Here is a 14,055-nt window from a genome sequence, read left to right on the forward strand (position 1 = left end):
GCCCCCGCCGCCCGGCCGGCGCGCCCACCCCCAACCCACCCGCCCCGGCCCGCGCGCCCCGGGGCGCCCGTCCTGGGGGTCCCCGCGGCGCACGACGCCGTCGATCGGCAGGCCGATCGGCGGGGCGCCGGCACCGTGGTCGCCGCCGGGGGCCATGGTGTGCGTGGTGGTGGTGACGGTGGCCTCGGCCGGGCCGTAGGCGTTGTGGACGGACGCGGTGACGTCGGGCCCGGGGGCCCGGCGCAGCCGGTCACCGCCGATCACCAGGTGGCGCAGCGGCAGGTCGGCGGGCCAGGGCCGGCCGAGGACGGGCTCGGCCAGCGGGGTCGGCAGGATGGACACGGTGATGCCGCTCTCGCGCCACCAGTCGCCGAGCGCGACGGTGTCCCAGCGGACCGCCTCGGGGGCGACGACCAGGGCCGCGCCGGAGGTGAGGCCGGCCCACAGCTCCTGCAGGTGCGGGTCGAAGGAGACGCCGATCAGCAGGCTGTGCCGCTCGCCGGGCCCGAGGCCGGTCAGCTCGCGGTACCACTGCAGCAGCGCGCCGAGCGCGGGCTCGGTGACGGCCACGGCCTTCGGGGTGCCGGTGGAGCCGGAGGTGAGCACGGCGTAGTGGGTGCCGGCCGGGACGCGCACCTGCTCGCCGGGGGTCAGCGCGGCCACCACCCCGGCGGTGGGCAGGTCCAGCGGCAGCCGCTCGCCGCCGGGCGGCAGCAGGTCGGGCTCCCCGACCAGGCAGGCCGGGCGCAGCTGCTCGGCGACGGCGCGCAGCCGGCGCTCACCGGGGCGCGGGCCGAGCGGCAGGTGGACGGCGCCGAGCTTGGCGGCGGCCAGGGTGACGGCGACCAGCGAGACCGAGTGGCCGAGGCAGACGCCGAGGAGGTCGCCGGGGCCGACCCGGCCGCGCAGGGTCTCGGCCACGGTGTCGGCGAGGCGGTCGAGTTCGGCGTAGCTGTGGACCTGCTCGCCGTCGATCAGGGCGGGGGCGTCGGGGGTGCGGTGCACCCAGGTGGTGAACAGGTCGAGCACCGCACCGTCCTGGTGCGGACGGCCGTAGCCGATGCTCAGGGTCTCGGCGCTCGGGGTCGCGGCGCTCAGGGTCTCGGTGGCGGGGGCTTCGGTGGCGGGGGCTTCGGTGGCGGGGGCTTCGGTCGTCGGAGCTTCGGTGCCGAGGTGTTCCATCATCATCTCCAGGAAGGTGACGTACGAAAGTGACGTGTCGTCAGTTCGGGCCGGTGGAAAGGGTGATGACCACCCCGGTCACTTGACCCCGCCGGCGAGGGCCTTGGCCTGGTCGGCGAGGACGGCGTGGCGGAAGAGGGTGCGCAGCGGCGGGCGGGCGCCGAGGTGGGGCTCCAGGTAGGCGGCGAGCTGGGCGGCGAGCAGCGAGTGGCCGCCGACCTCGAAGAAGTGCGAGTCCGCGGTGAAACGGCCGTGGCCGAGCACCTCGCGCCAGGCGGCGGCGATCAGCTGCTGGCCGGGGTCGGTGAACTCGCTCGGCGCGCTCTCCGGCGCCACGGGAACGTCCGGGGTCTCGGCCGCCAGCCGGGCCAGGGCGGCACGGTCGGGCTTGCCGCCGGGCAGGGTCGGCATCGCGGCGACGGCCGTCCAGCTCGCCGGGACGAGCCCGCCGGGCAGCCGGCGGGCGAGCGCCTCGTGCAGGGCGGCCTGGTCGGGGCGCTCGGCGCCCTCCAGGAAGCCGACCAGCCGGGGGCCGTTCTGCGGGTCGGTGTGCAGCAGCACCGCGCAGGAGCGGCCGCCGAGTTCGGCGGAGGCGGCGGCCTCGATCTCCTCCAGCTCGATCCGGTGGCCGCGCAGCTTGACCTGGTTGTCGGCACGGCCGAGGAAGCGCAGCCGCCCGTCCAGGTCCCGGTAGCCGCGGTCGCCGGTGCGGTAGACCCGGGCGCCGCCGAGCTCGGGGACGGTCACGAACCGGGCCGCGGTGGGCTCCGGCAGCCCCAGGTAGCCCTCGGCCAGCAGCGGTCCGCCGACGGCGAGTTCGCCGACGCAGCCGGGGGCGAGCGGGCGCAGCGTGTCGTCCAGGACGTGGATGCGCACGCCGTCGAGTTCGGCGCCGAGCGGGATCTCGCCGTCCTCGGCCACGTCGTCGGCGGTGATCCCGTACACGGTGGAGGTGACGGTGGCCTCGGTGACGCCGTAGGCGTTCAGCACGGTGGTGGCCTCGGTCAGGCCGGCCAGCGCCCGGGCGGGCAGCCGCTCGCCGCCGAGCACCAGCAGCCGGGGCGTCCAGCGGCCGTCGCGCAGCGCCTCGCGCAGGTCCTCGCGCACGGCGAGGAGGTAGCTGGTCGGCAGGTTGGCGACGGTGACGCCGCGGGCGGCCAGCACGGCGACCAGCTCGGGCCCGGTGGGCACCTCGCGCTGCGGCGCGACGAGGGCGGCGCCGGCCGCGAGGGCGGGCAGCACCTCCTCCAGGGCCACGTCGAAGGACGGCCTGGCGAACAGCAGCACCCGGTCGGCGGGGGTCAGGCCGTAGCGGTCGGCGATCGCGGTGACGTATCCGGCCAGGGCCTCGCGGCCGACCAGCACGGGCTTGGGCACGCCGGTGGACCCGGAGGTGTGGATCACGTAGGCGGCGCCGTCCAGCACGGCGGCGGGCTCGGCCTTCGGGAAGGCGGGGCCGTCCAGCAGCGCCGGGGTGACGCCCTCGGCGGGCAGCGCCGAGGCGCTCTGCCGGGTGGCGAGGACCAGCGCCGGGCTCAGCCGCTCCAGCAGCAGTCCGAGGCGGGCGGCCGGGTCCTCGGTGGACAGCGGAGCGTACACGGCGCCGTACCGCAGACAGGCGAGCAGGGCGACCACGCTGTCGGCGCCGCGCGGCAGCACGGCGGCCACCGGCTGGCCGGGGACGACTCCGGCGTCACGCAGCCGGTCGACCAACTCACCGACCCGGCGGTCGAGTTCGCCGTAGCTGATCCGCTCGCTCCCGGCCAGCAGGGCGAGCGCGTCCGGGGCGTGGGCGGCGGCCGGGTCGAGGGTGGCCGGGGCGACCGGGGTGGCCCGCTCGGCCTCGGGGGCGGGCGCCAGGTCGGCGATCGGCGTCTGCGGGCGGTCCAGGTAGCAGCGCAGCAGCTCCAGCAGCCGCTCGGACAGCAGCACCGCCTCGGACTCGCCGAACAGGTCGGCGTCGTAGTCCCAGACCAGGGTCATCCCGGCGGCGCCGTGCTTCTCGCCGACCACCCGGCGGTCGTCGGGCAGCAGCACCAGGTCGAGGTCGAAGCGGGTCGTGCCGGTGTTGAAGCCCTCGTACAGCGAGACCTCCAGCCCGGGCGCCTGGACGTCGGGCAGCGCGGCGTCGTGCGCGCTGAACATCACGTTGAACAGCGGGTTGTCGGCGCCGGTGGTGTGCAGTCCGAGCCGGCGGGTCAGCTCCTGGACCGGCAGGTCCTGGTAGGGCAGCGCGCGCAGCAGGACGTCGGTCACCTCGTCCACGGCCTCGGTGCCGGGGGCGGTCGGGTCGAGCCGCAGGCGCAGCGGGACGGTGTTGACGAACATGCCGACGGTGCCCTCGAAGCCCTCCGGGCGGTTGCCGACGGCGGTACCGACCACCAGCTCGCGGTGGCCGCTGTGCCGGCGCAGCAGTTCGGCGAGCAGGGCGAGCAGGGTGCTGAACGGGGTGTGGCCGTCCGCCTTGCTGCGCTCGCGCAGCCGCTCGGCCAGGTCGGCGCCGATCGACTGGCGCAACTGGCCGCCGCGGTGGCGCCGTTCGACACCCGGCCGGGCCAGGCCGGGCAGGGTGACCTCGCGCGGCGCGCCGGTCAGCTCCTTGGCCCAGAAGTCGAGTGCGCGCTCCCGGGGGACGTCGGCGGCGGTACGGGCGTGCTCCTCGTACGAGGGGGCGGTGGGCAGCCGGTACGGCTCGCCGAGGACGGTGGCCCGGTAGACGGTGAACAGGTCGCGCAGCAGGATCGCGAAGGAGTGGCCGTCGTGGACGAGGTGGTGCTCGACGTGGATCAGCCGGTGGTGCTCCTCGCCGAGCCGCACCAGGTGCCAGCGCAGCACCGGCGCCCGGCCGGTGTCCAGCGGCTCCTCGGCCTCGGCGGCGAGCAGCCGGCGAAAGGTGGCCTCCGGGTCCTGCTCGGCGGTGAAGTCGCTGTGGCGCAGCTCCGGTTCGCAGTGCTCGGCGACCCGCTGGCCGGGCAGGCCTTCCGACCGGGGCACCAACTCCAGGCGCAGGCCGGGGTGGTGGGCCAGGACGGCGGCCAGGCCGGTGTGCAGCGCGTCCCGGTCGAGGGTTCCCCACAGGTCGAGGACGGCCGTGAAGTTGTAGGCGCGGCTGCCCGGCAGCATCTGCTCGTGCAGCCAGACGATCTCCTGGGACGGAGAGAGTGCGAACATCGTCGATTCCCTTGTGTGGTGGGCTTGTCGGCACTGCGGTGGCCGGACGTGGGCGTGGGGTGTTCCCGCACCGGCCGGTGGGCCGGGCCGCACCGGGGTGAGGTGCGGCCCGGAGTCAGGGGGTCCCGTCCGGCGGCGTGTCGGACGCGGGCGGACGGGCGTGGTGGATCCGTGGTGGATCCGTGGTGGATCCGTGGTGGACGCGGTGCCCGAGGTCTGGGTCCGCGGGTCGGGGCGCACGGGCGCGGGCGGGCGAAGGCGGCGTGCGGCATGCGGGTTCGGGCGCGCCGGGTGGCCGCGCGCCGGTGGGCGCCCACCGGTGGGCCCGCCGGATGCCGCCCCCGGCGGCGGAGCGCGCCCGGGCGGGCGCGTTCAGCCCTGCGGGACCGGGCTCGGCCGGGCGTGCAGGTGGTGCCCCAGCACGGCGAGCAGGTCACCGAAGGCCGCGTGGGCATCGGCCTCGGTGAACCGGTCGCGGTCCCAGGCCAGTCGGATCAGCAGGTCGTCGCCGTGCGAGGCGGAGACCGCCATCGGTGCGGCGATCGGGCGCCCGTCCAGGTGGGTCTCCCGGCCGGGGACCCCGCCGAGCACCAGCGGCGGGCGGCGGTGCAGGTCCTCCAGGGTGAGCAGGCCGTCCAGGGCTCCCGACCACGGGGCCCCGGCGGTGCGGGCGGCCCGGACCACCTCGTCGAAGGGGGTGCCGGCCTGGTCCAGGTCGTCCCACCAGGCGTCCGCGAGCGCGTCCAGGTCCGCGGCCGGCCCCGGATCGGCGGGGTGCACCAGGGTGTTGAGGAAGCAGCCGAGCGCGGCGGGCGCGCCGGCCGGGCGGCCGCCCCACGGGTAGCCGAGCGCGAGCCGCCCTCCCCCGGTCTCCGGCCGGTCGGTGCCCGGGGCCCCGTGGAGCCGGTGCAGAGCGGAGCCGGTCGCGTCCAGCAGGGCCGGGAAGACGGCGCCGCGGGCGGCGCCCTCGGCGGCGGGCAGCCGTTCGACGAGCATGCCGGTGGACGTGGCCGGGCCGCCGTTCGCCCCGGTCACGGCGCCCAGCCGGCGGCCCCAGTGGGCCTGGGCCGCGGGGCCGCCGGCCGCGTCCTCGGCGGCGAGCTGCAGTTCGACGGCGTGCCGGTAGTCGGCCAGCGCCCGGGGAGCGGGCCCGTCCTCCGGCCGCTCGTCCTGCTCGTACGCCGCGCTGAGCTCGGCGGTGAGCACGCCGAGCGACTGCTCGTCGCAGGCGGCGTGGTCCAGGGCGACGGCGAGCAGTTCCTCGTCCCCGTCCTGGTCGGCGGCCAGCAGCAGGCGCAGCGCCGGTCCGTCCGCCGGCCAGTCCAGCAGGGCGTCGAGCAGCGCCGCGCGGACGGTGCCGCCGGGGGCGACGGCGATCCGGGCGGCCTCGGCGGAGGGGCCGCCGGCGCGCAGCACGGGTGTGCCGCGCACGGTCGTGAACCCGCCGCACAGCGCCGGGTGGTGGGCGGCGACCGCGGTGGCGGCGCGGGCCAGCCGGTCCAGGTCGAGGGTGCCGCGGGGGAAGGCGAAGAACATCGGGACGACGTCGCTGCGGCTCTGCGGCGTGAGCCGGCGGGTGATCAGGAACCGCCGCTGGGCGCCGGTCAGCGGGAGCAGCTCCACCGGGGATTCGGCGGCGGCTGATCGGTACCGGGCGAGGTAGGCGGCGGTGATGCTGGCGTGCACGGGAACGGTCTCCGGTTTCCGGTCGCGGCTCGGGTCGGGGATCGGTCGGGGATCGGTCGAGGGCTCGGCCGGGTGGACCGGCCGGGGTTCTGCCCGGGACCGGGTGGCCCGGGGCAGGAGAGTCGGAAGGGTCAGGGAGGTCGGACCAGGCCAGGGATGGTCGGGCCGGGTCGGGCCGGGGAGGTCAGGAGGAGCCGGGGCGCACGGCGCTCCCCTCCTCGACGGCCTCGACGGCCTCGGTGGCGTCCGCGTCTCCGGCGGCCTCCGCGCCTCCAGCCGGCCCGGACGGCCCGGACGGCCGGTCGGGCTCCGGCAGTTCGCGCATCCGCCGCAGCGGCGAGAGCAGCAGCGGCAGGGGCACCAGCAGGAAGCCGGCGGCGCAGAGCCAGAGCGCGGCGCGCGGCCCGGCCGCGTCGGCGACCACACCGCCGACCAGGGCGCCGATCGGCAGGGTGCCCCACACCAGGAAGCGCATGGTGGCGTTCATCCGGCCGAGCAGCTCCGGCGGGCAGAGGCTCTGCCGGAAGCTCACCTGGGCGACGTTGTACGCCACCGCACCGAACAGCACCACCCCGGAGGCCAGGCCGAACAGCACCACGCCCGCGCCGCCCCCGGACAGCGGCCACAGCACCGCGAACGGGGCCGTCACCACCGTGGAGACCCAGATCAGCCGGGCCTGTCCGATCCACCGGGCGAGCTGCCCGGCGCACAGCGCGCCGGCCAGTCCGCCGACGGCGGAGACCGAGAGCAGGATGCCGATGGCGCCCGGCGACAGGTCGAGCACCCGCACCCAGAACACCGTCTGGACGGCGGTCAGTACGGCGGAGAACAGGTTGGACGTGGCGGTGGCGGTGGCGATCGCCCGCAGCAGCGGGTGGCCGAGCACGAACCGCACGCCCTCCCCGACCTCGGCGCGCAGGGAGCGCCCCGGGTCGGGTTCCGGCCGCTGCTCCTCGACCTTGATCCGGACGAGCAGCAGCGCGGAGGCGAGGTAGCCGCAGGCGTCGGCCACGATGGCGAGCGGCGCCCCGAGCAGCTGGACCAGTCCGCCGCCGAGGCCCGGCCCGGCGATCTGCGCCGAGGAGCGGACCGTCTCCAGTGCCCCGTTGCCGCCGACCAGTTGCTCGCGCGGCAGGACGGCGGGCAGGAAGGACTGGTGGGCGACGTCGAAGAACACCGTGGCGACCCCGGTGACCAGGGCGACCACGTAGAGCTGCGGCATGGTCAGCACCCCGAACGCGGCGGCCGGCGGGATCGACCCCACGGCCACGCAGCGCACCAGGTCCGCCCTGATCAGCACCGGAAGCTTGCGCATCCGGTCCAGCCAGGCGCCCGCCGGGAGCCCGACGAGCAGGAAGGCGGCGGTCTCGGCGGCGGTCAGCAGGCCGACCTCGAAGGATGTGGCGTCGAGCACCATCACTGCCACCAGAGGAAGGGCGACCAGGGTGACCTGACTGCCCGTCTGGGCCGCCGCGGCTCCGGTCAACAGGAGCCGGAAATCGCGGTGGCCGAGCAGACGGGCCTGGCGGGAGCTGGGCTTCTCGTTCATCGGTGCGACTCTCGGTCACCTCTTCGACACGGGGCAAGCACCGGGTTCGTTTCCGGACGGACCGCAGGTCGGCCGAATCCCGCCACCCGCCCGTCCCGCGCTGACGCGCTCCTGACGACGGCTCCCCGCCCCGGCGCGCCGCGCGCGGTGCCCGTCGACCAGGGAGGTGCTGGCCGACGAACCCCTCGGGCACCGTCCGCCCCACGGGTCCATTTCCTTGTCCGGAATGCGGACGCCACCTTTCCGGCCACCGGACGACGGCCCTCAACTTGGCCTGATTCCATGGAGTAGGGCCTGACCGTCACCTCATCGTGATACCGGCGTGACCGAAGCGAGCCGTGGAAGGGGATCGACGTACCGCCGCGCGCCGCCCGTGCGGCCCCGGTCGGCGCGCTGCGGGCGTCGTCCGGCTCGGCACGGTCGGCCGAAGGAGAACCGAACGCCTACGCCCCCGCCCGGCGGGTGATCGCCAGCACCGCCATGTCGTCGTCCCGGGGCCCGCCGGTCCACCGCTCGACATCCGCCACCAGCGCGTCCAGCACCTCCCCCGGCCCGGCGAACGGTCCCAGCGGGGCCAGTCCGAGCACCGGGTCGTAGAACTCCCCCGCCGCGTCGCGGGCCTCGGTCACCCCGTCGGTCACCAGCAGCAGCGTGCACCCAGCCGGAAACGGCCGGTCCTCCTGCGCCGGCCGCGCCACGCCCAGCCCGCCCATCCCCAGCGGCAGCCCCGGGTCCGCCGCGTCCAGCCTGCGCACCGGTGGCGCGCCCCCGCCCGGCGGATACGGGCCGAGCAGGTACGGGCCCGGGTGCCCGCAGTCGAGCGTGCGCACACTCTCCTCCCCCGGCGGGAACTCCACCAGCAGCGCGGTGATGAACCCCTCCAGGCGCAGTTCCTCGCTCATCAGCTCGCTCTCCCGCAGCAGCGAGTCCTCCAGCGCGTCCGCGAGCCCGGCGAGGTCCGGCAGCCGGTGGGAGTCCTCCCGGAAGGCGCCCAGCAGCACCGAGACCGCCCCGACGGCGTGCAGCCCCTTGCCCCGTACGTCGGCGATCAGCCCGCGCACGCCGTACGGGGTGGTCTGCAGCGCGTACGCGTCCCCGCCGATCAGCGCCTCGTCCTGGGCGGCCCGGTAACAGGCCGCGACCGACAGCCGCCCCACCCTCGCGGGCGGCTCCGGCAGCACCGCCCGCTGCGCCGCCTCCGCCACCGACCGCACCCGCTCCAGCCGCCGCCCGTGCCGGGCCACCACGCGGTTCACCGCGACCCCGAGCAGCGCCGCGAACACCGTGTTCGCCAGCTCCAGGTATCCGGCGCCGGTCCCGATCGACCCGTCCCGGGTGGACAGCACCAGGATCCCGAGCACGACGGCCACCCCGACCGCGACGGTGTCCCGCAGCGCCAGCAGCGCACCCGCCAGCACGGCGGCGGCCGCCAGCATCGGATCGCCCCAGTAGTCGGTCGGATCCAGCGCGTTCCACACCAGCCCGCCGGCCGCCAGCAACCACGGCGCGACCCGCACGTACGGCGGCCACTGCACGGACCTCGGGGCCATCGGCGACCTGGCTTCCGTCTCACCACCATCCGGAAGGACTTCTTCCGATCGTAGCCACCGACCCCCGGAGCCCGCACGGCGGCCGAGCACCCGGCCGAGGTGCGGGCCGGCTCACCCCCCGACGGTGAACCGCCCCGCGCCGGGCCCCGTCAGCAGCCCCTGCGGGATCCGGCGCCCGTAGGCCACCAGCAGCAGGTGCTCCGCCCGTCCCTCCACGGTGGCCTGCCCCTCGCCGTACGACCAGGCGGTGTCCGTCGCCATCAGCCGGAGGCCGTCCAGCTCGGCCCCGAAGAAGCGCAGACCGCGCGGGGTGAGGGCGGTCAGCAGGGCGCGCACCCTGGGCAGCGGGAGCCGGGCGGGCAAGCCGAGCGCCACGGTGACGTCGAGACCGTGGACGGCGTCGTGGGCGAGGGCCGCGATCCGGCCACCGACGGGCGGGCGCCAGGGGTGGTCGGCGTGGTCGGCCAGGGCGGCGACGAGTTCGCGCTCGCCCATGGCGGCGGCGTCGCGGCGGGCGATCCGGTCGGCCATGCGGTGGACGTTGCCGCCGGAGCGGGCCAGTTCGAGGACGGTGCGCGCCGTCGAGTGCCGGAAGCCGGTGCTCATGTGCGCGGCCACCTCACGTACCCGCCAACCCCCGCACAGCGAAGGCGAGGTCCACTGCTCCGGAGTGAGGGAGGCGAACACCCCGGCGAGTTCACGGCGCTCGGCCGCGATCTGCTCGCGGATCCAGTGGATCCGCTCGGTGTCCCGGCCCTGCCCGGTGTGCTGGTCCTGCCCGGTGTGGCGGTCCTGCCCGGTGTGCTGGTCCTGCGGCGCGGTTTCCATGCGTCCAGCCTGCGGCCGGAACCGTACGCCCGTCCAAGGCCGGGAAGTTCTGACACCTATGATCGGGAGTTATGGAACTGCGGCAGCTCCGGTACTTCGTCACCGTCGCCCAGCAGGGCAGCTTCACCCGGGCCGCACGGCTGCTGCACCTGACCCAGCCCGGGGTGAGCTCCCAGATCCGGCAGCTGGAGCGGGAGCTGGGCCACCGGCTGCTCGACCGATCGGGCCGCACCGTACGGCTCACGCCCGCCGGTGAGGCGGTGCTGCCGCACGCCCGGGCCGCGCTCGCCTCCGCGGCCGCGGTCCGCAGCACGGCCCAGGAGTTCGGCGGGCTGCGGCGCGGGCACGTGCGGCTGGGCATGGTCGCCGGGGCGGCCCTGACTCCGCCGTCCGCGCTGGGGACCTTCCCCGGGCTCGCCACGACCCTCGCGGCGTTCCGCCAGGAGCACCCCTGCGTCGACTTCTCGCTCACCGAGGACACCACCGCACGGATGCTCTCCGCCCTGCGCGACGGCCGGCTGGACCTCGCCGTCCTCGGCCTGCCCACCCCGGCGAGCGGACGGGAGGGGGACGACGGCTGGTCGTCGCTGGCCGGGCTCGCGCTGCACACGGTGCTGGAGGTTCCGCTGGTCGCGGCCTGCGCGGTGGACCACCCGCTCGCGGAAGGCGCGGGCACGGACTCGGGCGTGGGGACGGGCGCGGGCCCTTCCGGCGGCTCCGGCGACACCACCCCCGACCCCGACCCCGACCCCGACCCCGACCCCGACCGGAGCGCTCTCCCACCCGTCGCTCTCCCACCCGGCGCCCTTCCGGTCTCACCACTTCCGGTCTCACCACTTCCGGTCTCGCCCCTTCCGGTCTCGGCGCTCCCGGTCTCCGCGCTCGCCGGGCACCCGCTGGTGAGCACCCCGCGCGGCACCGGCCTGCGCACCGCGCTGGAGCGCGCCCTGACCGAGGCCGGTGTCGAACCGGCGGTCGGTGTCGAGGCCGCCGCCCCACCGCAGTTGGCCGAGCTCGCCGCGCACGGTCTGGGTGTCGCCGTACTGCCGGACCCGGGCCCGCTGCCCGGCCTGCGCGTGCGCCCGCTCGTCGGCCCCGTCCCCCGGGTCCGGATCGCGCTCGCCTGGCCGACCGGGCAGCCCTGCACTGCGCCGACCGCCGCCCTGGTGGCCCACCTGCGGCAGGCCTACCCCGGGCCGTCGGCCGCTCAGGCTCCGGCCGGCACCGCCGCGCCGTCGGCGATGTGCAGCAGCCCGGCCGCACCGTCGAGGACCTCCCGGTCGAGCGGGAAGTAGCCCTGCCGCGGACCGGTGTCGGTACGCACCCGGCTGTCGGCCGGCAGCCCGGTGTCCGTCAACTCCCATACCGCGGTGCGCTCCTGCAGGTGGGCCTCGTACGTGCCCGGCGCCGGTTCGGCCAGCCCGATCGCCGCGCTGCGCCCCAGGCTCCCGGCGACGAAGGCGTACCGGTCACCCAGCAGCGAGTCCAGGATCCGGCCGGCGCCGGTCCACCGGCAGTCCAGCTCGCCCAGCGCCCAGGCGCTCGGGTTCCGTTGCAGGTGCAGGTTGTGGGAGAAGACCAGGGTCGGTCCGCGCCGGGCCTCGATCGCGCGGATGTCGAGCAGGTTCTGCGCCATCAGCGCGTCCCGCACCCCGGACAGGGCGCCGATCCGTTCGCTCGGGGTGAGCCCGCGGACCGCCGCCCGGGCGTGGTAGCGCAGCAGGCCGATCCCCGCGGTCAGCCGGGCCCGGGTCTCGAACCACGCGGCGGGCGAGGTCGCGGCGATCAGTTCCGGTGCCCGCATGTGGAGTTGGAGGAGGAGGTCGTCGGCGAGGCAGCGCAGCCGCACGGCTCCGGCGGAGTCGCCCGGCGACTGCTCCGGGTCCAGCACCGCCTCCGTGCGGCTCCACCGCTCGTCCTCGCCCGCCACCGCGGCGATGTCGAGGTCCGACCGCAGGTAGTCACGGGCGTGTTCGAGGTAGCGGCGCGGGCTGGGGGCCATGGTGGTCTCGGTCGGCAGGTCGAAGCCGTGACAGGCCAGTCGCTCGCCGGGCGGCCGCTCCCGGTTGAACTCCCGCATCCAGGCGACGAGTCGGCGGTTGGGATCGAGTTCCCCGAAGCCGTGGGTGAAGCCGTCCCGCATCACCGGATCGAGGGTGCCGACACCTTCCCGGACGTAGGCGTCCACCGCGAACGCGGCCACCCGGTCGGTCTCCAGGGCGATCGACCGGAAGCCCCGGTCGACCAGCCGGGCGAACAGCTCGTTGCGGACCCACCCGAAGGCCGGCTCCTGGTGCGTCGGCTCGCCGAGGCCCAGAAGCTCGCACGCCGGGGTGACGAAGTCATGCATGTCCTGGTTCATGGACCTCAAGCGTATCCTTGAAGGAACGGTTGAGACTTCGCCCACCGGCAAGGCCCTGCCGCCGCCGAAAGCCTCAAACAGCCCCTGGACGACCGGATCGGTTTCCGAAGGCTCTCCCCCGGACCGGAACGGGAGACGACCACCATGCGACCCGCCGACCTCGCACGCGAGCACGGCATCTCGACCCAGGCGATCCGCAACTACGAGCGCGACGGCTGCCTCCCGGCCGCCGAGCGCACCCCCACCGGGTACCGGATCTACACCGGGCTGCACGCGGCCGCCCTGCGCGCCTTCCTCGCCCTCGTCCCGGCCTTCGGACGCGCGACCGCCGGCGCGGTCATGACGGCCGTCCACGCCGACCGGCTCGACGACGCGCTCACCGAACTCGACCGCGGACACGCCCAGTTGCTGCGCGACCGGGAGACCCTCGCCACCGTCCGCGAGGCCGTCGGCCACCTCACCGGAGGCACCGCGGCCGGAACCGGCCTGCCCGCCCCGCCCGGGCCCCGCTCCGTCGGCGAGGTCGCGCACCGGCTCGGCGTCACCCCCGCGACCCTGCGGGCCTGGGAGGCCGCCGGAATCATCACGCCCGGCCGGGACCGCACCACCGGCCACCGCCGCTACCTCCCGGCCGACGTCCGCGACGCCGAACTCGCCCACCTGCTCCGCCGGGGCGGCTACCTGCTGGACCACATCGCCACCGTGCTGCGGCAGATCCGCGCGGCGGGCGGCACCGGCGAGCCGGCCGCCGCCCTCGACGGCTGGCAGCAGCGGCTCACCGCACGCGGCCTGGCGATGCTCACCGCCTCGGCCCGGCTCGACGACTACCTGACGCTGCGCTCCGAACCGCCCCGGCGGGCCTGATCCCGGCGCCCGAACCTCCTCGACGCGCTTGACCTCAAGGCCACTCGAGGTCCCAGAGTGGCCCGCATGGACACCGGAACCGCGACCCACGATCCCGCCGACGTCGCCGCCATCGAACAGGTGGTGGCCGCCGTCGAGCACGCCCAGCGCACCAAGGACCCCGACGCCTTCCTCGCCCTGTTCCACCCCGAGGCGCTCTGGACCACCGCCCACGGCAAGGTCCTCCTCGGCCTGGACGCCATCGCCGAGTTCACCCGCGCCGTCCTGCCCGCCGCGACCTGGGACGGCGAGGTCACGTACGAACCCGTGCACATCCGCTTCCTCCGGCCCGACGTGGCCGCCGTCAAGGTCCGCCAGGTCTACGGCCCCGCGGGCGGCGGGTCGACGGACGATGGGGCGACGGACGGCGGCCCGGCGGACGGCGGGTCGCAGGGAACGCCGCTGTACGTCATGACCAGGCAGGACGACGGGCGGTGGCTGCTGCACGCCTGCCAGAACACCGGCGTGCTCGCCGAGTAGGCCCGCCGTACGCCGTCCGTCGCCCCGCCGCCCGGCAGGGCCGCCGCGTCCGCCCCGCCGCCCGGTCGTGCCGGGCGGCCCGTCACCGCCGCGGGCCGGGTTCAGACCCGGGTGAGACGGGTGACGCGGGCGGCGGTCCCGTCCGCGAGCGCGCCCGGCGGCTCCTGGTCCGGGCGCTCGGGGGCGGCGAGCAGGATGGAGCGCTGCAGCCTTCGCAGCGCCGCGGACGGCTCCATGCCCAACTCCCGTACCAGGGTGTTCCGCAGGCGCTGGTACGCCTCCAGCGCCTCGCCCCGGCGGCCGGAGCGGTGCAGCGCGATCATGTACTGGCCGTGCAGGCTCTC

11 protein-coding genes are annotated in these 14,055 nt (G+C 76.2%); 3 read left to right on the forward strand and 8 right to left on the reverse strand.

Annotated features, from left to right (window positions below):
- The 6 genes from ACWD4P_RS36015 to ACWD4P_RS36040 form a co-directional block, all read right to left on the reverse strand.
- On the reverse strand, positions 1-1,188 hold a 1,188-nt coding region (locus ACWD4P_RS36015), incomplete at its 3' end, for an AMP-binding protein (RefSeq protein WP_449782531.1).
- A 72-nt stretch (positions 1,189-1,260) separates the two neighbouring features.
- A complete protein-coding gene (locus ACWD4P_RS36020; protein WP_449782532.1) occupies positions 1,261-4,353 on the reverse strand; it encodes a non-ribosomal peptide synthetase in 3,093 nt (1,030 codons plus the stop codon).
- Positions 4,354-4,725: 372 nt separating this feature from the next.
- Entirely contained in the window at positions 4,726-6,039 is a 1,314-nt protein-coding gene (locus tag ACWD4P_RS36025; protein ID WP_449782533.1) for a non-ribosomal peptide synthetase, read from the reverse strand.
- 184 nt (positions 6,040-6,223) lie between these two features.
- On the reverse strand, positions 6,224-7,588 hold the full coding sequence (locus tag ACWD4P_RS36030) for an MFS transporter (protein WP_449782534.1): 1,365 nt from the start codon (positions 7,586-7,588) through the stop codon (positions 6,224-6,226).
- Between the two features lie 443 nt (positions 7,589-8,031).
- Positions 8,032-9,138, reverse strand: coding sequence for a PP2C family protein-serine/threonine phosphatase (locus ACWD4P_RS36035; protein WP_449782535.1), 1,107 nt, complete (start codon positions 9,136-9,138; stop codon positions 8,032-8,034).
- 111 nt (positions 9,139-9,249) lie between these two features.
- On the reverse strand, positions 9,250-9,966 hold the full coding sequence (locus tag ACWD4P_RS36040) for a maleylpyruvate isomerase family mycothiol-dependent enzyme (RefSeq protein WP_449782536.1): 717 nt from the start codon (positions 9,964-9,966) through the stop codon (positions 9,250-9,252).
- Between the two features lie 71 nt (positions 9,967-10,037).
- On the opposite strand from ACWD4P_RS36040, the gene ACWD4P_RS36045 reads away from it, so the two are divergent.
- Entirely contained in the window at positions 10,038-11,261 is a 1,224-nt protein-coding gene (locus tag ACWD4P_RS36045; RefSeq protein WP_449782537.1) for a LysR family transcriptional regulator, read from the forward strand.
- On the opposite strand, the gene ACWD4P_RS36050 is transcribed toward ACWD4P_RS36045, so the two are convergent.
- The gene (locus ACWD4P_RS36050) at positions 11,174-12,328 is read right to left on the reverse strand and encodes an erythromycin esterase family protein (RefSeq protein ID WP_449782538.1); all 1,155 of its coding nucleotides are present in this window, start codon (positions 12,326-12,328) and stop codon (positions 11,174-11,176) included. The two genes, ACWD4P_RS36045 and ACWD4P_RS36050, sit on opposite strands and share 88 nt — an antisense overlap.
- A 144-nt stretch (positions 12,329-12,472) precedes the next feature.
- On the opposite strand from ACWD4P_RS36050, the gene ACWD4P_RS36055 reads away from it, so the two are divergent.
- A complete protein-coding gene (locus ACWD4P_RS36055) occupies positions 12,473-13,192 on the forward strand; it encodes a TioE family transcriptional regulator (RefSeq protein ID WP_449782539.1) in 720 nt (239 codons plus the stop codon).
- Positions 13,193-13,258: 66 nt separating this feature from the next.
- Positions 13,259-13,711, forward strand: a complete 453-nt coding sequence (locus ACWD4P_RS36060) for an SgcJ/EcaC family oxidoreductase (protein ID WP_449782540.1) — start codon at positions 13,259-13,261, stop codon at positions 13,709-13,711.
- Positions 13,712-13,812: 101 nt separating this feature from the next.
- On the opposite strand, the gene ACWD4P_RS36065 is transcribed toward ACWD4P_RS36060, so the two are convergent.
- Positions 13,813-14,055 (reverse strand): BTAD domain-containing putative transcriptional regulator (locus ACWD4P_RS36065; RefSeq protein ID WP_449782541.1); only part of this gene is annotated, 243 nt, incomplete at its 5' end.

Source organism: Kitasatospora sp. NPDC002543 (assembly GCF_053594915.1).